Origin of the sequence: Virgibacillus sp. MSJ-26 (assembly GCF_018918075.1) — a bacterium.
GTDB lineage: Bacteria > Bacillota > Bacilli > Bacillales > Amphibacillaceae > MSJ-26.
This window is the reverse complement of the sequence record NZ_JAHLPW010000012.1, coordinates 17,695-38,171: the sequence shown is the minus strand read 5'-3', so window position 1 is coordinate 38,171 and position 20,477 is coordinate 17,695. Positions and strand designations below refer to the sequence as shown.

The following is a 20,477-nucleotide window of genomic DNA, read 5'->3' as shown; positions in this document are numbered from 1 at the left end:
TCTTAATTAGATTTATTTAAATGTAATAATCATTATTATTAGGCAAAATTATGAGAGCCCGTCCAAAAAGGTGGAAATAAGGGCATCTGTAAGTAGGTCGTCTTATGAAATTACGTTACTTAATTGCATCTTTAGTTATTTTATCCTTGGTGTCCATATTTATTGGTGTTTCTGATGTTTCACCTTTAGATATCTTTCAACTCACCGAAGATCAAAGAGAAGTTTTACTCATCAGTCGAATTCCCAGGCTTATGAGTATTCTAATTGCCGGGATGAGCATGAGCATCTGTGGTTTAATTATGCAACAGCTAAGTAAAAACAAATTTGTCTCGCCTACAACGGCAGGCACATTAGATTCTGCTAGACTTGGTATTCTCGTGTCAATGATGTTTTTCACGGGATCCAGTCCGATTATAAAAATCATAGTATCTTTTGCATTTGCTCTAATGGGTACATTTATATTTATGAAAATACTTGAGAAGATCAAGTTTAAAGATGCTATATTCATTCCGTTGGTAGGGTTAATGTTTGGTAGTATTATTAGCTCAGTCGCTACATTCTTTGCATATGGAAATGACTTGATTCAAAATATGACGTCATGGATGCAGGGCGACTTTTCAATGATTATGAGTGGTAACTATGAGCTAATGTATATTAGTATACCTATCCTGTTAATCGCTTACTTTTATGCAAATAAGTTCACGATAGCAGGCATGGGTGAAGACTTTGCTAGAAACCTAGGGCTCGATTATCGTCAAGTTGTCAATATTGGCTTGATAATTGTGGCGTTAGTAACAGCTTCAGTCGTATTATCAATTGGAACAATTCCATTTTTAGGCTTAATTATCCCTAATATTGTTACTATCTACCAAGGTGATCATTTGAAAAAGAGTCTGGCACATACGGCAGTGCTTGGCGCGGTTTTCGTTCTTCTCTGTGATATTATCGGAAGGGTCATCATTTATCCATATGAGATTCCAATTAGTTTAACAGTTGGAGTCATTGGTAGTGGGATATTTGTCTATTTACTGTTAAGGAGAAAGAAATATGGGATATAAAAAAAAGACAATCATCCTAGCCGTCATTGCCGTAGTTTTGACAGCTTTATATATTTTCTATAACTTAACAGGCAATATTGGATACATATTGCCGAGACGAATTATTAAAGTCATAGCGATTATTATAACAGGTGGAGCTATTGCCTTTTCAACAACAATTTTTATGACGATAACAAACAATCGAATATTAACTCCAAGTGTATTAGGTCTCGACTCGTTATACTTATTAACACAAACAATGATTATTTTTATCCTAGGTTCTAAATCACTTGTCATGATGAATAGTAATATCAACTATTTATTATCAATTGGAGTGATGGTGCTCTTTTCTTTAATTCTTTATCGCCTGTTATTTAGAGGTGAAGGTAATAATATTTACTTTCTCTTGCTAATAGGAATGATACTAGGCACTTTCTTTCAGAGCTTCACCTCATTCATGCAAGTGCTGATTGATCCAAATGAATTTATGATTGCACAAGACAAAATGTTTGCGAGCATTAATAATGTTAATAGTGATTTAGTTTATCTATCAATCATACTCATTATTGTTATTACACTCTACTTTTTACGGTTTTATAAGTATTTAGATGTGCTTGCGCTTGGAAAGGATCATGCTGTTAATTTAGGTGTTCCTTATGATTCTGTGGTAAAGCAATTGCTTGTTATCGTGGCAATGTTAATATCTATTTCAACTGCTTTAATTGGACCAATTACATTCTTAGGATTACTCGTCGTTAATATTGCACATGAATTTTTAAAAACTTTTCGCCATCTTTATCTTATACTCGGTTCAATGTTTCTTAGTATTATAGCCTTAGTGGGTGGTCAGCTTATTGCTGAGAGAATTCTCGCATTCCAAACACCGATTAGCGTCATTATTAATTTTGTTGGCGGAATTTACTTCATATATCTTTTGTTAAAGGAGAATAAATCATGGTAGGAATAAGAAATCTTTTTAAATCATATAACCAAAAAAAGGTTATTGACGATGTCTCTGTAGAAATTGAGAAAGGGACGATTACCTCGTTTATCGGTCCTAATGGTGCAGGAAAAAGTACGTTGATTTCAATGGTGAGTCGCTTGATTGAAAAAGATGATGGAAAAATCACAATTGACGGCCAAGATATTATGGAGTCGAAAAATAATGAACTTGCAAAGAAAATCTCTATATTAAAACAATCCAACGAAATTAGAATGAAATTAACTGTACGCGAATTGGTGTCTTTTGGGCGTTTTCCTTATTCTCAAGGTAGACTTAAAGATGATGACTGGCTGAAAGTGGATGAAGCCATTGATTATATGGAACTTCGAGATATGCAGCATAAATATTTGGATGAGTTAAGTGGTGGTCAGCGTCAACGCGCCCATATTGCTATGGTTATTGCCCAAGATACTGAATATATTTTACTCGATGAGCCACTAAATAACTTAGATATGCGCCATTCTGTACAAATCATGCAAACATTACGCCGTCTTGTTGACGAGCTAGGTAAAACAATTTTAATTGTTATTCATGATATTAATTTTGCTTCCTGCTATTCTGACAACATTGTAGCTTTGAAAGATGGGAGAATTGTTAAACAGGGAAGAGCTTGCGATGTTATTGATAAATGTGTGTTGAAGGAAATTTATGATATGGATATAGACATTAAGCATATTGAAGACAAACGAATTTGTGTTTATTTTTGATCACTAATACTGCATGATATGTTTCGTATATATGATTATGGTTAAAGAGAATAAAAAGAGTCCCAAATATTAGAAAGCCAAGGACGGGGCAAAACTAATATAAGGAACTCCACTACTTTTACTGTACCTTATTTTCTTTTGTTAGTAAAGTAATTGATTTTACTTAATACAAGAATAAGGCTGTTATGGTGACAAAGAATATCGACTCTATCATATAGGCAAAAAATTATTTCTATGTCACTGTTTAATTAATGGACATGAACATACTCTTTATTATAGAAGCCTTTTACATCTGGTAGTAATAAGGCGCTCTCTTTAGTCGTGAAGTACTGACTATAAGTTACATATTTATGCAGTATTAGTTATTTAAAATAAAATTGCATAAAAAGGAGTTTTTTATATGAAAAAACATAGGTTGTTAATTATCTTAGGTATATTGTTATTTGTTTTAGGAGCATGTGGGTCAGCTGATGATGAAGATGAGGCGGGGAATGATGCCGCTGATGAACAGCCCGAAACAGTGACAGTAGAGCATGAATTAGGCACAACAGAACTTGAAAAAAACCCAGAAAAAGTTGTTGTATTTGATTTTGGTGTACTAGATTCACTTGATGAATTAGGTATTAACGTAGCAGGTGTACCACAGTCTAACCTTCCGTCCTATTTAGATAAATATGAGGGTGATGAGTATGAGAATGTCGGAGGTCTTAAAGAACCAGACTTTGAGAAGATTGCAGAAATTGATCCGGATTTAATCATTATATCTGGGCGTCAGTCCGACCTTTATGATCAATTCACTGAGATTACAGACAATACAATTTACCTAGGTGTTGATGCTACACGATATATGGATTCATTTGAAGAAAACATGCATGTTTTAGGTGAAATTTTTGATAAAGAATCAGAAGTTGACAAAGAATTAGCAGATATAGAAGATTCAATCGATACAATACATGAAAAAGCTTCTGACAGTGACAAAGAAGGTTTAATTATTTTAGCGAATGATGATAAAATTAGCGCTTATGGATCTAGCTCACGCTTTGGTTTGATCCATGATGTATTTGGAGTTAAAGCATCAGACGAGAACATTGAAGTATCTACACACGGTAAAAACGTTTCGTTTGAATATGTCAAAGAGCAAAATCCCGATCTTTTATATGTGATTGATCGCAGTGCTGCAATAGGTGAAGAATCTGCGGCGGAACAAATAGTTGAAAATAAATTAGTCGAAAGTACAAATGCTTATAAAAATGATGATATCATTTACTTAAATCCTGATGTATGGTATCTTTCAGGTGGCGGTTTAATTTCTGTCAAAGAAATGCTTAATGAAATTGATGAAAGTATTGAATAAATGAAACTAATAAGAGCAACCCTAATTATAGGCGTTGCTCTTTAATAGTTTATGGCAAAAGTATGGAAAAGGGTGGGATTTTGTTATTCAAATGTAAACAAGCTGTATAAAGACTGTGGTGAACGGGATTACAGGACCTTTACGACAATCATGTCACTTGCAAATGTATGAAGGTCTATGGTTGAATAGAAATACAATGTTTAGAAATGAGGGTCAATCAAATATGAAGAAACTTACGATGTTTTTAATAACTTTAACTTTGGCTATGGTACTTGCTGCATGTGGCAATGATGATGCTGAAGAAAATCAAGAACCTGATGAAGATGTTGCTGAGCAGGCGAATGCCGAAGTAGAAGTAACAGATGAGGAAAAAGTTAAAGATGATGACATTGTTGCTAATATAAACGATGAAGGTGTCAAAGGGACACATTATAATATAATTTATAAACAAACAAAAATGCAAATGCACCAATTCGGCCAAGATACAAGTGATCTAGATACAGTGAAAGAACACACTCTCGATGAACTTATTGCACAGGAGTTATTAAAACAAGATGCAGAGAAAAAAGGCGTCAAAGTAAGTGATGAAGAAATACAAACAGAGTTAGAGGATTTTAAAGAAGAAAATGATGAAGATCTCGAATCTTATCTTGATGAATTTGATATAAGTGAAGAAACATTCAAAGAACAACTTTTCTTTAGTCTTGTTCTTGATAAATACATGGACGAAGAAATAAAAGGTGAAGAAGTGTCCGACGATGAGGCTAAAGAAATGTATGAGGACTTAAAACAGCAAAACGATGAGATTGCTGAGTATGATGAACTTAAGGATGAATTAAAGGACTCAATTGAAGCTCAGAAAAAACAAGAGAAACTTCAAGCTAAATTAGAAGAACTTAAAGATTCTGCAGACATCGAAAAATTAATCTAAATTATTATAAAGAACCCCGTCGATAAAACGGCGGGTTTTTTTACGTATAATTCCACTATAAGACTAGAAAAACAGGGTATACTGTAGTAGCTCGAATTTTTAGTTAGAGGTGTCAAATTTATGGGGAAACAACATACTATAATTACTGTATCTGTCTTGATTTTACTTATGGGATTATTTTTAATCATACCACGCTTATTCGGAATGGTTAATTCTAAACAATTGTCCGGAATGCCGACTGTTTTTGTACATGGCTATAAGGGGACTTTTAATTCATTCGCTAATATGTTGAAACGATTTGAAGACCAGGACTGGGGAAAGAAAGTACTTGTCTATCATATATCTAAAAAAGGTAACATCCGTGTGACCCATTCAGGCGATATAGATGCTAGTCCAGCATATATCCAAGTTGTTTTTGAAGATAACCGAGCCAGTTTTGAAGATACATCCGAATGGCTATCAAAAGTACTTGCTCATCTGAAGAAAAATTATAACGCTAAGTCAATTAATTTAGTGGGTCACTCAATGGGTGGCGTCGTGTCATTAAAGTATATTGAAGACTATCAAGATGAGAATAAATATCCTCGCATTAATAAGCTTATAACATTAGGCAGTCCTTTTGATGGCATATACAGTGAGGAATATTTTCGATTACACCGTGACGCTGCGGCAATAGATTTAATGCCGGATTCAGCTGCACTGAATATATTAAGAAGTAATAAGGATGCGTTTCCAGATCATATTGATGTGCTGAATGTAGGGAGTACCGGAGATTTGATTGCTGTTCCCGATAGTGTAAACTCTCTTCAAGATATTGTTACTGATGATAAATTAACCGAAGTAATAGTTGATAATGAAAAACTGGGTCATAGCGCTCTTCATGAAAATGAACATGTTGATAAACTTGTCCATGACTTTTTAAACGAAAAGTAGCAATTAAAAGTGGCAACTGTGTCTAGAATCACTTACAATAAAACAGGAGATTAAAATTTTCACAAGAAGTGAAGGAATTTTTCATAAGGGAATGATTTAAGTGGTGAATCATCAAACGTACAAACAATTGGTTAGTATTGTTTCAGAGGAAAATGTAATGGTTGATGAACCCTTGAAAAAACATACGTACACCAAATTAGGCGGCAATGCTGATTATTTTATAACACCTGAAACATATGAACAGGTTCAACAAACTATTATTTTAGCCAATCAAGAAAACATACCTTTTACATTATTAGCCAATGGGTCTAATCTGATTGTTAAAGACGGAGGAATCCGAGGTATTGTTATGAACCTTCATAAACTAAGTGATATCTCGGTAGATGAGAAAGTTATTGTCGCTCAAAGTGGGGCGCGGATCATCGATGTATCCCAAGCGGCTTTAAAAAAGGACTTGACTGGTTTGGAATTTGCTTGTGGTATTCCCGGTTCAGTTGGTGGGGCTTTATATATGAATGCCGGAGCGTATGGTGGGGAAATAAAAGACGTTCTTCTAAAGACGACAGTAGTCACACGTGCAGGAGAACTTCTAAATCTTAGTGCCGAAGATCTTGATTTAGAATATAGAACAAGTAACATTCCAAATCATGGATATATTGTCTTGGAAGCTACATTTGGTTTAGAATATGGAAGCCATGAAAATATTAAAGCTGTTATGGATGATCTTACATTTAAGAGGGAATCTAAGCAGCCCTTAGAATATCCATCATGTGGAAGTGTCTTTAAACGCCCACCAGGATATTTTGCAGGAAAACTAATTCAAGATAGCGGGCTACAAGGAAAGCAGATTGGCGGGGCACAAGTATCATTAAAACATGCTGGATTTATCGTTAACAAAGAGCATGCCACTGCAAACGAATATATGGAACTCATTAAATTTGTGCAAGCCACCGTAAAAGAAAAATACGGCGTCACCCTCGAAAGAGAAGTGCGGATTATTGGAGAAGACTAAGTAGGACAACTAAAAAAGCTGTTACAATCAAAGGAGATTGTAACAGCTTTTTTTAGTATAACATCTGTATGGAACTTAATAAATTCACTTAACACATAAACTCCGACATAGTTTCAATGCTGAATTTTCCCCGTCCTGTTAAAGTAAGCGATAATCCGAACGCTACGGAAAAAACGCTACGCTTTCCGTGGGCGGCTGATGAGCCTCCGAATGCTAACGCATTTCGGGGTCTCATCTAGGCCTCAGCTCCCACAGGAGTCTCCGCGTTTTTCCTTCGCTTATAATAGCTTTCTTTCATGGTATGAAGATGTTTGTAATAATCAACCTTCCGGAGAATGTCTAATCATGAATCGTAGAGTATATCTTAGCGTAGGCAGAATACGAAGACTCCTGCGGGAATAGCACGAGTCTGAAGACCCCGCAGAGTGGTTTTCTCGAGGAGGCTGAAGCCGTGCCCGCGGAAAGCGAAGTATTCTGCCGAAGCGAAGTGCACGCACTCAATTTGCTAGGAGAACCTCATGATTAATTCTCACTGTGTCGTAGTTTACATCTGTTGTGCAATATCTACTATTTCTATATTGCACAAGAAGTGTGGCTACATGTATGAATGAGATAACTAAACGCTTTTGTATTTTTACCGATTAAATCGGTGCAAGAAGTCTTGGAGTCGTTCGTTTTCTGGGTTTTCGATGACTTCTTGTGGTGTGCCTTGTTCTGCAATGACTCCTCCGTCTAAGAAGAGGACTTTATCAGCAATGTCAAGAGCGAAGTCCATCTCATGGGTGACCAGCACCATGGCCATTTCACCTTCTTTTGCTATATCTCGAATAACTTCAAGCACTTCACCGACTAACTCAGGGTCAAGGGCCGACGTAACTTCATCAAACAGCATAACTTTTGGTTTCATCACTAAAGCTCTCGCCATGGCGACCCTCTGTTTTTGTCCACCTGAAAGTTGCTGTGGATACTTTTCAACATGATCGCCAAGTCCAACTTTTTCTAGCATATCAATTGAATCTTTCTTTGCTGTTTCTTTATCTACTTTTTTAACATTTGTTAATGCGGTCATACAATTTTCTAAAATAGTCATATGCGGAAATAAATTGAAATGCTGAAACACCATGCCAATGTCCCCTCTGACTTCACGGAGGTGCTTCTCATTGGCTCGAACCATTTTACCGCTCTTTTCCATCTTCCATAAATTTTCACCATCAACAATAATATCGCCAGAAGTGGGCTCTTCTAAAGTCATTAACATTCGGATAATCGTTGTTTTTCCCGATCCACTTGGACCAATAACCGCAACCTTTTCAGCAGGTTGAATATCTAAATCAATTCCTGTCAAAACTTTGACATCTCCAAAGGACTTATGCACATCTTTATAACTTACGATTGGCTTTGCCATTACGATACTACTCCTTTACTTTCTGAAAGTGGTTTACTTCCAGTAGGTTCATTTTTATCAAAACGTCGATTCAACTTTTGTTCCAGTTTATTAATTAATAAAGCAGATGGGTAACTTAAAACTAGGAATAACATAGCCACAATTGTCAAAGGTTCTAAATAATTGAAGTGTTGCGCACCGAAGTCCTTTGCCAATTGTAATATACCGACAACACCGATGGTTGAAGCTAACGGAACTTCTTTAAATAAGATGATTAAATAGTTCCCAAGCATTGGAATGGTCGGTGGTATTGCTTGCGGGAGGATAATTTTAAACCATTTTTCCCGCGTTGAAAAGTTGAGAGCTTTCGCAGCTTCCCATTGCCCTTTTTCAACTGCTTCGATACCGGAGCGATAGACTTCTCCAATATACGTACTAAAGTGAATTCCTAATCCGAGTACCGCACTAGTAAACGGTGATAATGCTACACCAATGCCAGGTACCATCGGAAAAGCATAATAAAGGAAAAACAGCTGAACCAGCGGTGGTGTTGAACGAATAAACTCCATTGTCCAGACCACAACCCACTGGACTATCTTACTAGGAATGTTTCTCATAAAGACCCAGAAAAAGCCAAATACTAATGCAAAGAGAAAACAGGCAAAAGTTAAACCAATAGTTATTTTCAACCCTGTTACGACAAATGGAAATGCTTCGAGAAAATAACTCCAATCCCAATTATTCATTAATTTGCCACCCCTTTCTTAGAAATACTTTCCGCTTTCCGTGTTAGCCAGATGAGAGGTAAGGCAAGGACGAAATAAAACAGAAGAACAATCAGATAAATTGTTGGAGCCATTGCTAAGTTTGAGCTTCTTAAAATGTCTCCATGATATAACACGTCAGTAAGTCCGATTAAAGACACAAGTGATGTTGCTTTTAACATTTGAATCAAGTAATTTCCAAATTCAGGTAACATCATACGAACAGCTTGAGGCAAAATGACAAGGCGCATTCTTTGGAAACGTGACATATTTAAGGCAGTCGCCGCTTCAGTTTGTCCCTTCGCAACGGAAAGAATTGAACCACGAACAATTTCAGACATATATGCGCCATAGTTAAGGCCAATTGCTAGAGAACCTGCCCAGAATTCGTTCCCTAAATTAATATTAAATAAGATAGGTAAGGCGTAAAACAACCAAAACAATTGTACAATTAACGATGTGCCTCTGAATACTTCAACATAAAACGTGGTGAATCCACGCAAAATAGGATTGCTTGATAATCTGCATAACCCAGCAATGAATGCTAGTGAATAACCGAAAATGGCTGAAGCAATAAGGACGGTTATAGTTATGTTAATCCCTTTCCAAAGTGCGGGAAATATATCAATGATGCTAATCGTCATCACTCCTTTAATTTTTATTATTTGTCTATATTAATCTGTATGATAGTAAGCCTGTAACTTACTCTTTTTTATATCTTTTTAAATTTTTAGCAAGTCCACTTTTCTTGCCAAATGAGAAAGGGTCAAACTCCCTTAGGTGCGGGAGCCTGACCCTTTGGAGTGTTGTTAGTTAAATGTCTGTTCTAAAGAAACAAAAATCTCGAGAATTACTCTTCACCATCACAAACCATTTCAGCTGTGACATCATCTTCTGGGAAATTCATTTCCCCACTGAATCCGTTATCCTCTAAGATTTCTTCAACAGTACCGTCATCCTTCAACTCCTGAAGCTTTTCATTAAATGCATCTAAAAGTTCTTGGTGTTCAGGGTGGAATGCAACCGCACCATAACTAGGTACGCCCTCTATATCTGGTTGCTCAAAATCTTCAACGAACTCTAAGTCTTCTGTATCTGCTGACTCAAGAGCCATTTTAATAGTCATTTCTGTACCAGTTGTAGCATCTGCACGATCAGATTCTACTGCTGAAAATGTTGCAGGTATGTCCGGTGCACTTTGAATTTGATCAGGATCTACTCCCTCAGATTTCAAGAAGTCATTCTCAGTTGCTCCTGACATAACTGAAACAACAACATCTGGATTATCAGCAATATCTTCATAACTGTGTAAATCTAGTGGATTACCTTTTTTAACTATTAAACCTTCACCATATTTCATATCAGGCTCTGCGAAAGCGACGTTTTCACAACGATCCGGTGTGATCGCCATCCCCGATGTAATTGCATCAAATTTTTTAGCAGCAAGTCCAGAAACAAGTTGGTCATAATCTGTTAGGTGACCTTCAACGTCATCAATACCAAGTTCTTTGAAGACAGCTTTTGCTGTTTCAACTGATGCTCCCGTTATTTCACCGTCATCATTCTGATAACCATAAGGTTCCTCATTCGCGAATCCAACTTTAACTGTTCCTTTTTCTTGTAATTCTTCTAATATACCTTTCTCTCCATCATTTCCACTTGTCTCGTCTGACCCACAAGCAGCAAGGAAAATGATTGAAAAAATGATGAGTGGTGCTAATAAATAGTTTCTCATCTAAAAAATAGACCTCCCCTTTGTATTAACACTCAAATGTAAAAGTGTTTGTCTAGAATTTAGTCGCACAACTTTCGACCGACTAAGCCCATAGACATATTCTTATGTTAACGATATTCAAATATCACTTCAAACCTAATATGTTTAGATAATTTGGAAAAAAGTTTCGTATAAAAGTATATGGACAATCAAGCTAGTTTTAACTGAAACATCCTCTTATATGTTCTCCTTTACTCGTATATCCACAATTTTCATAAAAATTCTATTTTATATTGGCTAATATATGAGTTTTTTACAGATAAACTAGGTAATTTCGACGGAAAAAGGTAGTAGGAGTATACGATTTGTTTGACTTATTTAGGAAAACATAAAAAGAAATCACTTTTTTAAAGAATTCATGTTAATATGGAAGGTGAATTATATGTATCTTATACAAGGTCATTTATATAGAATCTTTTTATAAACATACAAATATAAGGAGAATGGTAAATGGGAATTTCAATGTTTGTATCGATTGTAGGGACAATTGTTGTGTTGATTCTAACCATCATAACCATCACAAAGGGTTATGGTTATAAACACACGGTTGATGAACTTCCTGAGGAAGAAGAGCAAAGTACAACATATGAAGCAAGTAAAGAATCATCGAGGTGAAACTAGATGAAGTTCTCAATTATAGGAACAAACTGGATTACTGAAATGTTTATTAAAGCGGCTAAAGAAACTCAACTAGCAAAACTCAATGGGGTATATTCGCGGACTGAAACAAAAGCTAAAGAATTTGCTGAAAAACATGAGGCAGAGCATTGGTATACACAAATAGACGAACTATTAAGTGATGAGAGTGATTTTGTTTATATTGCCTCACCGAATAGTTTACATTATGAACAAGTTCTTGCTTGTGTCAATTACGGCAAGCATGTTTTTTGTGAGAAACCGATGGGGTATACTGAACAACAGATTGTTGAAATAGATGATGCAGCATCTAAACATGGCGTCTATGTATTTGAAGGTTACCGTCATTTGTTTTCACCGAATTATGTACAGTTGAAGAAAAATTTAACCACAGTTGGTAAAATACGAGGTGTCTTATTACAATATATCCAGTATTCTTCCCGTTATGATGCTTATCAAAAAGGGCAAATAGCAAACGTCTTTTCTAAAGAGTTTGCGGGTGGAGTATTGATGGACTTGGGTGTTTATCCATTAAGTATGGCGATTGATTTATTTGGAGAACCAGAAGCAATCGATTACCATCCAGTCAAACTGTCGAATGGAATTGATGGAAGTGGTACCCTTGTTTTGAATTATTCGGAACACCAGGTGACTATCATCGTTTCAAAAATAGCTGACGCTACGCTGCCATCTGAAATTCACGGGGAAGAAGGAACTCTCACAATCAATCATATCGCCCCTATTTCAAAATTAACTTTTACAGACCGAGAAACTAAGGAAGTTAAAGAATTAGCCGGTGAACAGCTCGAATTGGATATGATCTATGAGCTTGATAAATTCAAACAAATGATTGATCAAGAGGATAAACAAAGTTATGAAAAATGGATGGAACGTAGTAGACGAGTGGCCAAATGGTCTGAAATAGCAAGACATAAGGCTGGAATCTATTTTCCGGGGGAGTAAGTATGAGTAGCGTGTAATTTAATAATACTAAATGAGAAAACCACCAGTGAAAAGACCAATCAAGAACTTTTTTACTGGTGGTTATTTCGTTTGAGAAAAGTAGTTTGAGTTCCCGCTGGAACAGGAAAGTGTATGTTGTGGTAAGAGTAAACAGCATAATTTGTTATTATTCTTGTAAAAGTGGCTAGAATGTTAATTAGCTTTAGTTTATAGTACAATTTATTATATAAAGTCTACATGTTGGAAGGTAGTCACATGACAGATATTTTACTTTGGATAGTTATTATATTGTTATTTATAGCGAGTTATATTGGCTTGATTTACCCAATTATTCCATCATCTTTATTTATATGGATTAGTTTTTTGATGTATCATTTCCTTATAGATTCCACGAATCTAGGATGGTTTTTTTGGAGTGCTATGGTAGGGCTTACCGCTATATTATTGTTTGCTGATGTGATTGCGAATAGTTTTTTTGTGAAAAGGTATGGAGGGAGTAAGTGGGGCGAGCGTGGAGCAGCCATTGCTGTGATTGTTGGATCATTTATTATCCCACCGTTTGGAATTATTATCGTTCCTTTTATAACTGTTTTAGTGATTGAGATGATTCAACAAAATACATTTAAAAAATCTTTCAAAACAGCAATTGGATCATTGTTTGGATTTCTAGGTGGAACAATAGTAAAAATAATTATCCAAACGGTTATGATTATCTGGTTTTTGTTCACAATTTTATTCTAAAAAGAGAGGGTTTTTAAAAAATGACATATCCATCACGAGTCATGACAATTGCGGGTTCAGCATCTGGGGGAAGCGCAGGTATTCAAGCAGATTTAAAAACATTTCAGGAATTAGATGTCTACGGTATGAGCGTTGTGACAGCTATTGTTGGTAGGCATCCTGTTACAAATAAAAATGTGCATCCTATGACGATCGAAGCAATTGAAGCGCAATTTGATACAGCTATGAAACAGGTTGGAATTGATAGTTTGAAAACAGGGATGCTTTTTTCAAAAACTGTGATTGAAAAAGTAGCGGAACTTCTTGAAAGTGAAACGATTAAGCATATTGTTGTTGATCCAGTTATGGTAGGGAAGCTCGATTCCAAGTTATTAGAAGATGAAGCGATCGAAGCGTTAAAAGAGAAGTTGATCCCATTAGCAGAAATTATTACACCAAATATGCCTGAAGCCTCTTTCTTATTAGATGGACGAGAAATTAAAAGCGTTGAGGATTTATACCAGGCAGCAGAAGATCTTTATAAACTGGGTTCTAGATATGTACTTGTTAAAGGTGGAAGACTAGATGGACCAGCCGTTGACGTGTTATTTGATGGCGAAGTATTTACCGAATTTGAAGCCCCGCGTATTGACACCGTTAACACAAGTGGAGCGGGTTGCTCATATTCTGCGGCGATTACAGCTAATTTAGCGAAAGAAATGACAGTCGTGGATGCAGTGCTCCAAGCTAAAAACTTTGTCACAACAGCAATTGAGCATGGTTTTACCTATACAGAAGCCGTCGGGCCAACCTATCACGCAGCATTACGTACACGTGGAGAAGCACATAAGATTAAAATGACACAATCTAAAAAATAAAGTAGGAGGGACAAGATGGAACATGAACACGGGCACGATCACCGTCACAGTACGATAAGTAAGACTGAAAAAGAAGATTTACTAGGTCTCTTGCACATGCGATTTGGTCATATTTCTCATGAGATTCATGAAAAGATATTTGCAATTGATGATTTGGATGTGTTGGACAGACTATTTTTAATCGCAGTCAACTCAGCAAACTGGGAAGTTTTCGAGGCTGAATTAAATGAAGGAAAAGATTCTTTTAAGATGGTCGGCGATGGTTTTGATCCACTAGCTGAACATCGTGATGATGAGTAGTTTATTTTTAAAATTCTTTAATTGAAATAAGCACAATCAAACTGAAAGGGAGGAATGAAATGGACATTGATAAGATGAGAAATGACTTATCAATTAGAGGAAAAAATGGATTGCCATTTTTGATGGCTGCAACTATAATATGGCTCATTATTACCGTCATTTATTTTCAGTCAGGTTTAGATATAAAAACAAAAAATATTTTTATGTTTATATTTACAGGTTTGATGCTTCCTTTAGCTGTTGGGTTTTCAAAAGTTATTAAGGCAGAGTGGAAATTTGACCATCCTTTAGGAAATTTAGGCTTATTGTTCAACCTGGCTCAATTTATCTACTTTCCGATTATTTTTTGGGCGTTTATTAAAAGCCCATCTGAAATGGTTGTCTTTTTTGCTATTATTACAGGAGCACACTTACTCCCGTATGGATGGTTTTATAATGTCCGTGCTTATTATATTTTGGCTCCTGTGACGTCACTATTGATATTTCTTTTAAGCTTGCAAACTAGTATTGCACTATGGTTCATACCTTTAGTCATGGCTGCTTTGTTAGTCATATTAAATATTTGTTTATATGTTGACTATAAATCTAAAAAGAGGGATATAAATGGGGAAACGAGCATTAATCAACATCGATTACACGTATGACTTTGTAGCTGAAGATGGAAAACTGACATGTGGAACACCGGGACAGGTTTTAGAAGATTATATTGTTTCTTTAACGGAAGAATTTATTGAAGCAGGTGACTTTGTGGCTTTGGCTATTGATGCACATGAAGAAGGGGATACATTGCATCCTGAATCCAAACAGTTTCCACCACATAATATCATTGGAACGTCAGGTCGGGAACTATACGGAAAGCTAGCTGATGTTTATGAAAAGCATCAAGATAATAAAAATGTTTATTATTATGACAAGACAAGATTCAGCGCTTTTGCCGGAACTGACTTAGAACTCAAACTCCGTGAACGAGGTATTCAGGAGCTACACTTAGTTGGTGTGTGTACCGATATATGCATCCTACATACAGCCGTAGATGCTTATAATAAAGGCTTTGACATTATTGTACATAAAGGTGGCGTCGCCAGTTTTAATCAGACAGGTCATGAGTGGGCGCTTGGTCATTTTGAAAACACAATGGGTGCGAAAGTCGTGTAATATGAAATCTTAGGTTAGGGAATCGACTGTAGATGATTCCCTAATCCCAATAAACTTGACTTTATGAGAAGTCCGATATATATTTAAAGCTAACTATCATCATATATTTAAAACGTAAAAAAGGACTAGTACAATTTTTGAGATGTCTTATACAGAGAGGAAATGGTGCTGAGAATTTCCTAAGGCTGAAATTGGAACCTGCCTTTTTAGTTCGCATATGAAGTAAGGCTTTGCCTTAAAAAAATGTGCGCGGTTCGATACCGTTATCATGATAAAGTGTGTAGTCGAATATCGGCTACAAACAAGGGTGGTACCACCAGACCTCGGTCCCTTATCGGATGGAGGATTTTTTGTGTTCAATTTTAATTTCAATATAAAATATAAAAGGACGTGTTAACGTGGCTAAAAACAAACAATTTGTTGAAAAAGTTACCGCGATGGAGGATGACTTTGGACAGTGGTATACTGATGTCGTCAAGCAAGCTGAACTCGTGGATTATGGTCCGGTCCGTGGAACGATGATTATTAAGCCCTATGGTTTTGCTATTTGGGAAAATATTCAATCGGAGTTTGACCGCCAGTTTAAAGAAACGGGTCACTCGAATGTTTATTTTCCACTCTTTATTCCTAAAAGTATGCTTCAAAAAGAAAAAGATCATATTGAAGGGTTTGCTCCTGAAGTAGCATGGGTTACGCATGGTGGCGATGAGGAGTTAGAAGAACCAATTGTTGTTCGTCCGACATCTGAAGTGTTATTTGGTGATTATTACTCAAAAAACATTCATTCTTATCGTGATTTACCGAAACTTTATAACCAGTGGGCTAACGTTGTACGCTGGGAAAAAACGACAAGACCATTCTTGCGCTCATCAGAATTTTTATGGCAGGAAGGTCATACATGTCATGCGACACAAGATGAAGCGGAAGGTGAAACAAGCCAGATGCTTGAAGTCTATGCAGACATATGTGAGAACTATTTGGCAATTCCAGTTTTAAAGGGAAAGAAAACGGAAAAGGAAAAATTCGCTGGGGCAGAGTATACATTAACCATTGAAGCTTTAATGCATGACGGACGTGCTTTACAATCAGGAACGTCGCATTATCTTGGTACAGGATTTGCGGAAGCCTTTGACATCCAATATCTAGATAAAGAGGGCAAACAGCAATATGTTCATCAAACGTCTTGGGGTGTATCAACTAGAATTATGGGAGCTCTTATCATGGTTCATGGTGACAACCGCGGACTCGTCGTTCCACCACGTATAGCCCCGACTCAAGCTATGATTGTGCCGGTTGCTCAGCATAAAGAAGGTGTGCTTGATAAAGCATACGACTTACGTGACCAATTAAAAGAAATAGCGCGTGTCGACATCGATGCGAGCGATAAAATGCCTGGCTGGAAATTCAACGAATATGAAATGAAAGGGATTCCCGTTCGAATTGAAATGGGACCTAGAGATATCGAGAAAGATCAAGTCGTTCTTGTTCGTCGCGACACCGGAGAAAAAGAATTCGTTGCTATGAGTGAACTTGAAGAACGCTTACCTGCACTACTTAATGAAATTCAAAAGGGTCTTTATGATAAGGCCGCTGCTCACAGAGCTGAAAAGACATCCGTCACCACAACACTTGATGAATTCAAACAAAAGCTTGATGAAAAAGGTGGGTTCATTAAAGCTATGTGGTGTGGTGAACTACAATGTGAGGAGAAAATCAGAGAAGAAACATCCGCAACTTCCCGTTGTATTCCATTTGAACAGGAAGAAGTGTCAGACAAATGTGTCTGCTGTGGAAAAGATGCTAAAGAAATGGTAGTTTGGGCTAGAGCGTATTAATTTTTTGAAAATGAGGATGGGACATAAGTATTTTAGTTAATGTAAAAGCGAACGTATTAAAGTATATTTCTTTTAATATACACTTTTAAAATCAGCGTAGGAAAAATACGTAGACTCCTTGAAAAAATCGCGATGAATCGCTGTCGAAGCATTCCTTGTCCAGCAGGATGAAAAGCTTAGATGAGACCCCCGCAGAGCGCCATGAATGATGGAAGGCTAAATTCGCGACGTCCTGTGAGGGCGCCTTCATGACCAACATCCTGTTGGCCCGAGGCTCATCAGCAAAGAAGAATGAACTGCAATTCTTCTCCCCCTGCGGAAAGCGAAGTATTTTTCCGAAGCGAATAACGCTCGCTTAAAATTGTTCGTCTTTTAATTACTAATACTTAGTTTTGTCCCAGCCTCTTGCTTTTGTTTAATGCTTGCTCAATATCGCTCTCTAGTTTGTTTGGTTTCGTTTGAGGTGCAAAGCGATCAATTACATGTCCCTCTCGATCAACTAAAAACTTAGTGAAATTCCATTTGATTTGATCATTAAGCATACCGCTCGCTTCTTCGGTTAAATATTTGAAAAGCGGATGGGCATCATTTCCCTTAACATCGACTTTAGCGAACATAGGAAAAGTGACCCCATAATTCTTCTGACAAAAAGTCTCTATGTCTTGCTCTGAACCAGGCTCTTGCTTGCCAAATTGATTACATGGAAATCCAAGAATTTCAAATCCTTGGTCATGATACTTTTCGTAAAGGTGTTGTAACCCTTTGTATTGTGGTGTAAATCCGCATTCACTTGCTGTATTCACTATAAGAAGTACTTTTCTCTTAAAATCTGATAAAGACTTATCTCCCCCTGAAATTGTCTCTGCCGAATAATCATATACAGTCATATTAACTCAGCCTCCTATTATATTAATAGTAACAAGGATTGCAGTATATTAAAATTGATTGCATCCAGGGTAAACGAAAACGCTCATTAAACAGTGAAACTATTTAATGAGCGTTTTATTTACGCGTTTTGTTTCATATTTTCTTTTTCCTCATTCGCAATAATATCAAGTCGGCGTTCAATTTCCTCAGTTGCTAAATCATGTTCTTTTACGTACATATTACGAGGACTCACGCGACATTCATGTGTACAACCACGCATATATTTATGTTCATTTTCTTCTGAACAAAGGATTTGTTTATTACATTCAGGGTTGGCACAATTGACGTATCTCTCGCAAGGCTCACCGTCAAAGTAATCTTTTCCAACCACGACATGTTCTTTTTGATTAACTGGGACTGATATACGTTCATCAAATACGTAACACTGACCATCCCATAGCTCACCTTGTACTTCTGGGTCTTTACCATAGGTGACAATACCACCGTGAAGTTGATGGACGTCTTCAATTCCCTCTTCCATAAGCCATCCGCCAAATTTTTCACAACGGATACCGCCAGTGCAATACATTAAGACACGTTTATCTTTAAGATCTTCTTTGTTGTCTTTAATCCATTGAGGCAATTCGCGGAATGTCTCGATATCAGGATTGATGGCGCCACGAAAATGACCTAACTCATATTCATAATCATTTCGAGTGTCTAGGATAACGGTGTCTTCATCTTGCATGGCCTTAAAAAACTCTTGAGGCTCCATAAAGTGAGCTGTTTTCTCTAATGGACTAACGTCTTCATCATTAAGACGAAGTGTCACGAGTTCTTCACGAGGACGTACATGCATTTTTTTGAAAGCATGACCATCATGCTCATCAATTTTAAACATCATATCCTTAAACAAAGGATTATCATGCATGGTTTTCATATATTTTTCAGTTTGTTCGACAGTTCCAGAAACGGTTCCGTTAATTCCCTCTGGAGCAATTAAAATGCGGCCTTTTAAACCTAATTCTTTACAAAATTGAAGATGTTCAGCCGCAAACGTTTCAGGATCCTCAATTTCAACAAAATTATAATACAATAATACTTGATAATTATTACTGTTCTCCATGTTTATTTACCACCTATCATTTATATTTGCAAGATACAAATGTATGGGGTTTGGTATTAATTTATATTCTTGCAATAATATATTTTACCACGATTGTCACCTTTTAACCAGTATCGATTTATTTGAATCAATTATCTAAAATAATCAATCTATTTAATTGAGAATTATTATCATTTACTGTATATTGGACAGTAACGAAATATAACAGATTAAGGAGAGAATATATAATGAAAATATACTGGACTAAAATAAATGAGATCATCGAAGAAACCCCTGAGGTTAAGACGTATCTGCTCGACTGTCCTAAAGATTTCACATGGGAAGAAGGGTCCTTCACTCACTTTGCACTGGAAGGGTTTAATTCTGGAGATAAACCAAACCGCGAACTAGTTCGCCACATGTCAATTTCGACTTTACCACACGAAGACACAATCGGTATTACAACTCGTATTAGAGAGAACTGCTCTGAATTTAAATCGGTTTTAAGAAACCTTGATGTTGGCAGTAACGTTGCCCTTTTTAAAACATATACAAATGTTCCACTTAGGAGAGAAGACAAAAATGTTTACCTACTGTCACAAGGGGTAGGCTTGGCAACTTTCAGACCACTCGTACTGGATTACTTTGAACGTGCTGACAATATCAAACATATTCATTCCCTGAACATCGATTCATCCAAAGATTTCTTATTCACTCATATTTTTGACCCTGCACCTGATAAGAAATTCACATCACAGTTCATCGATAATCGCCAAGACTATTATGAAGAAGTGAAAAACCTTGCTGCAGATAAGGATGGAATTTTCTACGTTGTCGGCAGCGATGAATTTCTTGTGCAGAACATTGACGTACTGCGTGAACAGGGCATTAAGCCAGAACAAATTATGCTCGACAAACATGAACAAGAAAGACTTGAGTTTTTACCAGTTGATTTATCAATTTTAGCAAGGCTTGGGAAATACAATATTCGATTAATATGCGTGAAAATGGAACAAAACAAGATTATTGTAAATCGCTAGGGAATATTAAACTGTAAACTTTGCAAATTTGTTTCGGCAATACAGTTGATATAACGAATCCATCAATGATGTCTACTAA

At 36.5% G+C, this 20,477-nt stretch carries 22 protein-coding genes and 1 other annotated feature; of the genes, 16 read left to right on the top strand and 6 right to left on the bottom strand.

Features of this window, described 5'->3' with window-relative positions; all coding sequences use genetic code 11:
• Positions 1–104 precede the first annotated feature (104 nt).
• The 7 genes from KQI49_RS12130 (at position 105) to murB (ending at position 6,977) form a co-directional block, all read left to right on the top strand.
• On the top strand, positions 105–1,058 hold the full coding sequence (locus KQI49_RS12130; RefSeq protein WP_216489365.1) for an ABC transporter permease: 954 nt from the start codon (positions 105–107) through the stop codon (positions 1,056–1,058).
• Positions 1,048–1,998: an iron chelate uptake ABC transporter family permease subunit gene (locus KQI49_RS12125; protein WP_216489364.1), complete on the top strand. Its 951-nt coding sequence runs from the start codon at positions 1,048–1,050 to the stop codon at positions 1,996–1,998. Before KQI49_RS12130 ends, KQI49_RS12125 begins: the two co-directional genes overlap by 11 nt.
• Entirely contained in the window at positions 1,992–2,747 is a 756-nt protein-coding gene (locus KQI49_RS12120) for an iron ABC transporter ATP-binding protein (protein ID WP_216489363.1), read from the top strand. The genes KQI49_RS12125 and KQI49_RS12120 overlap by 7 nt, the downstream gene beginning before the upstream one ends.
• Positions 2,748–3,147: 400 nt before the next feature.
• Positions 3,148–4,101 (top strand): siderophore ABC transporter substrate-binding protein, encoded by a 954-nt coding sequence (locus tag KQI49_RS12115; RefSeq protein WP_216489362.1) that lies wholly within the window; start codon positions 3,148–3,150, stop codon positions 4,099–4,101.
• Positions 4,102–4,324: 223 nt separating this feature from the next.
• Positions 4,325–5,032 (top strand): SurA N-terminal domain-containing protein, encoded by a 708-nt coding sequence (locus KQI49_RS12110; protein WP_216489361.1) that lies wholly within the window; start codon positions 4,325–4,327, stop codon positions 5,030–5,032.
• A gap of 120 nt (positions 5,033–5,152) precedes the next feature.
• Complete coding sequence (locus tag KQI49_RS12105; RefSeq protein WP_216489360.1) at positions 5,153–5,965, top strand: alpha/beta fold hydrolase; 813 nt, start codon at positions 5,153–5,155, stop codon at positions 5,963–5,965.
• Between the two features lie 100 nt (positions 5,966–6,065).
• Positions 6,066–6,977 (top strand): UDP-N-acetylmuramate dehydrogenase, encoded by a 912-nt coding sequence (murB, locus tag KQI49_RS12100; protein ID WP_371817566.1) that lies wholly within the window; start codon positions 6,066–6,068, stop codon positions 6,975–6,977.
• Between the two features lie 634 nt (positions 6,978–7,611).
• Here the strand turns inward: murB and KQI49_RS12095 are convergent.
• The 4 genes from KQI49_RS12095 to ehuB all read right to left on the bottom strand — a co-directional run bounded on the left by KQI49_RS12095 (position 7,612) and on the right by ehuB (position 10,860).
• Positions 7,612–8,382, bottom strand: a complete 771-nt coding sequence (locus KQI49_RS12095; RefSeq protein WP_253286814.1) for an amino acid ABC transporter ATP-binding protein — start codon at positions 8,380–8,382, stop codon at positions 7,612–7,614.
• Entirely contained in the window at positions 8,382–9,107 is a 726-nt protein-coding gene (ehuD, locus tag KQI49_RS12090; RefSeq protein ID WP_216489359.1) for an ectoine/hydroxyectoine ABC transporter permease subunit EhuD, read from the bottom strand. Before ehuD ends, KQI49_RS12095 begins: the two co-directional genes overlap by 1 nt.
• Positions 9,107–9,769: an ectoine/hydroxyectoine ABC transporter permease subunit EhuC gene (gene ehuC, locus KQI49_RS12085; protein ID WP_216489358.1), complete on the bottom strand. Its 663-nt coding sequence runs from the start codon at positions 9,767–9,769 to the stop codon at positions 9,107–9,109. Before ehuC ends, ehuD begins: the two co-directional genes overlap by 1 nt.
• A 206-nt stretch (positions 9,770–9,975) precedes the next feature.
• Entirely contained in the window at positions 9,976–10,860 is an 885-nt protein-coding gene (gene ehuB / locus KQI49_RS12080; RefSeq protein ID WP_216489357.1) for an ectoine/hydroxyectoine ABC transporter substrate-binding protein EhuB, read from the bottom strand.
• Positions 10,861–11,349: 489 nt separating this feature from the next.
• On the opposite strand from ehuB, the gene ytzI reads away from it, so the two are divergent.
• The 8 genes from ytzI to proS all read left to right on the top strand — a co-directional run bounded on the left by ytzI (position 11,350) and on the right by proS (position 17,386).
• Entirely contained in the window at positions 11,350–11,514 is a 165-nt protein-coding gene (ytzI, locus tag KQI49_RS12075) for a YtzI protein (protein ID WP_216489356.1), read from the top strand.
• Positions 11,515–11,520: 6 nt separating this feature from the next.
• On the top strand, positions 11,521–12,498 hold the full coding sequence (locus KQI49_RS12070; RefSeq protein ID WP_216489355.1) for a Gfo/Idh/MocA family protein: 978 nt from the start codon (positions 11,521–11,523) through the stop codon (positions 12,496–12,498).
• A 255-nt stretch (positions 12,499–12,753) separates the two neighbouring features.
• Positions 12,754–13,239, top strand: coding sequence for a DUF456 domain-containing protein (locus KQI49_RS12065; RefSeq protein WP_216489354.1), 486 nt, complete (start codon positions 12,754–12,756; stop codon positions 13,237–13,239).
• 20 nt (positions 13,240–13,259) lie between these two features.
• The gene (thiD, locus tag KQI49_RS12060; RefSeq protein WP_216489353.1) at positions 13,260–14,096 is read left to right on the top strand and encodes a bifunctional hydroxymethylpyrimidine kinase/phosphomethylpyrimidine kinase; all 837 of its coding nucleotides are present in this window, start codon (positions 13,260–13,262) and stop codon (positions 14,094–14,096) included.
• A 15-nt stretch (positions 14,097–14,111) separates the two neighbouring features.
• Positions 14,112–14,396 carry a hypothetical protein gene (locus tag KQI49_RS12055; RefSeq protein ID WP_216489352.1) on the top strand — a complete coding sequence of 95 codons (285 nt, stop codon included), beginning with the start codon at positions 14,112–14,114 and terminating at the stop codon, positions 14,394–14,396.
• Positions 14,397–14,455: 59 nt separating this feature from the next.
• Positions 14,456–15,040 (top strand): DUF7010 family protein, encoded by a 585-nt coding sequence (locus KQI49_RS12050; RefSeq protein WP_216489351.1) that lies wholly within the window; start codon positions 14,456–14,458, stop codon positions 15,038–15,040.
• Entirely contained in the window at positions 15,000–15,551 is a 552-nt protein-coding gene (locus KQI49_RS12045; RefSeq protein WP_216489350.1) for a cysteine hydrolase family protein, read from the top strand. The genes KQI49_RS12050 and KQI49_RS12045 overlap by 41 nt, the downstream gene beginning before the upstream one ends.
• 106 nt (positions 15,552–15,657) lie before the next feature.
• Positions 15,658–15,886: a binding site (T-box leader), on the top strand.
• Positions 15,887–15,988: 102 nt separating this feature from the next.
• Positions 15,989–17,386: a proline--tRNA ligase gene (gene proS / locus KQI49_RS12040; RefSeq protein ID WP_216489447.1), complete on the top strand. Its 1,398-nt coding sequence runs from the start codon at positions 15,989–15,991 to the stop codon at positions 17,384–17,386.
• A 386-nt stretch (positions 17,387–17,772) separates the two neighbouring features.
• On the opposite strand, the gene KQI49_RS12035 is transcribed toward proS, so the two are convergent.
• On the bottom strand, positions 17,773–18,273 hold the full coding sequence (locus KQI49_RS12035; protein WP_216489349.1) for a glutathione peroxidase: 501 nt from the start codon (positions 18,271–18,273) through the stop codon (positions 17,773–17,775).
• Positions 18,274–18,392: 119 nt separating this feature from the next.
• Positions 18,393–19,379 (bottom strand): oxygen-dependent tRNA uridine(34) hydroxylase TrhO, encoded by a 987-nt coding sequence (gene trhO, locus KQI49_RS12030; RefSeq protein WP_216489348.1) that lies wholly within the window; start codon positions 19,377–19,379, stop codon positions 18,393–18,395.
• Positions 19,380–19,606: 227 nt separating this feature from the next.
• Between trhO and KQI49_RS12025 the strand changes: the two genes are divergently transcribed.
• Positions 19,607–20,398 (top strand): ferredoxin reductase domain-containing protein, encoded by a 792-nt coding sequence (locus KQI49_RS12025; protein WP_253286813.1) that lies wholly within the window; start codon positions 19,607–19,609, stop codon positions 20,396–20,398.
• Positions 20,399–20,477: the final 79 nt, after the last annotated feature.

Bases quoted from the DNA above. Each gene is read 5' to 3' on its own strand.
- KQI49_RS12130 (WP_216489365.1), top strand. From the start codon at position 105: ATGAAATTACGTTACTTAATTGCATCTTTAGTTATTTTATCCTTGGTG.
- KQI49_RS12125 (WP_216489364.1), top strand. From the start codon at position 1,048: ATGGGATATAAAAAAAAGACAATCATCCTAGCCGTCATTGCCGTAGTT.
- KQI49_RS12120 (WP_216489363.1), top strand. From the start codon at position 1,992: ATGGTAGGAATAAGAAATCTTTTTAAATCATATAACCAAAAAAAGGTT.
- KQI49_RS12115 (WP_216489362.1), top strand. From the start codon at position 3,148: ATGAAAAAACATAGGTTGTTAATTATCTTAGGTATATTGTTATTTGTT.
- KQI49_RS12110 (WP_216489361.1), top strand. From the start codon at position 4,325: ATGAAGAAACTTACGATGTTTTTAATAACTTTAACTTTGGCTATGGTA.
- KQI49_RS12105 (WP_216489360.1), top strand. From the start codon at position 5,153: ATGGGGAAACAACATACTATAATTACTGTATCTGTCTTGATTTTACTT.
- KQI49_RS12095 (WP_253286814.1), bottom strand. From the start codon at position 8,382: ATGGCAAAGCCAATCGTAAGTTATAAAGATGTGCATAAGTCCTTTGGA.
- ehuD (WP_216489359.1), bottom strand. From the start codon at position 9,107: ATGAATAATTGGGATTGGAGTTATTTTCTCGAAGCATTTCCATTTGTC.
- ehuC (WP_216489358.1), bottom strand. From the start codon at position 9,769: ATGACGATTAGCATCATTGATATATTTCCCGCACTTTGGAAAGGGATT.
- ehuB (WP_216489357.1), bottom strand. From the start codon at position 10,860: ATGAGAAACTATTTATTAGCACCACTCATCATTTTTTCAATCATTTTC.
- ytzI (WP_216489356.1), top strand. From the start codon at position 11,350: ATGGGAATTTCAATGTTTGTATCGATTGTAGGGACAATTGTTGTGTTG.
- KQI49_RS12070 (WP_216489355.1), top strand. From the start codon at position 11,521: ATGAAGTTCTCAATTATAGGAACAAACTGGATTACTGAAATGTTTATT.
- KQI49_RS12065 (WP_216489354.1), top strand. From the start codon at position 12,754: ATGACAGATATTTTACTTTGGATAGTTATTATATTGTTATTTATAGCG.
- thiD (WP_216489353.1), top strand. From the start codon at position 13,260: ATGACATATCCATCACGAGTCATGACAATTGCGGGTTCAGCATCTGGG.
- KQI49_RS12055 (WP_216489352.1), top strand. From the start codon at position 14,112: ATGGAACATGAACACGGGCACGATCACCGTCACAGTACGATAAGTAAG.
- KQI49_RS12050 (WP_216489351.1), top strand. From the start codon at position 14,456: ATGGACATTGATAAGATGAGAAATGACTTATCAATTAGAGGAAAAAAT.
- KQI49_RS12045 (WP_216489350.1), top strand. From the start codon at position 15,000: ATGGGGAAACGAGCATTAATCAACATCGATTACACGTATGACTTTGTA.
- proS (WP_216489447.1), top strand. From the start codon at position 15,989: ATGGAGGATGACTTTGGACAGTGGTATACTGATGTCGTCAAGCAAGCT.
- KQI49_RS12035 (WP_216489349.1), bottom strand. From the start codon at position 18,273: ATGACTGTATATGATTATTCGGCAGAGACAATTTCAGGGGGAGATAAG.
- trhO (WP_216489348.1), bottom strand. From the start codon at position 19,379: ATGGAGAACAGTAATAATTATCAAGTATTATTGTATTATAATTTTGTT.
- KQI49_RS12025 (WP_253286813.1), top strand. From the start codon at position 19,607: ATGAAAATATACTGGACTAAAATAAATGAGATCATCGAAGAAACCCCT.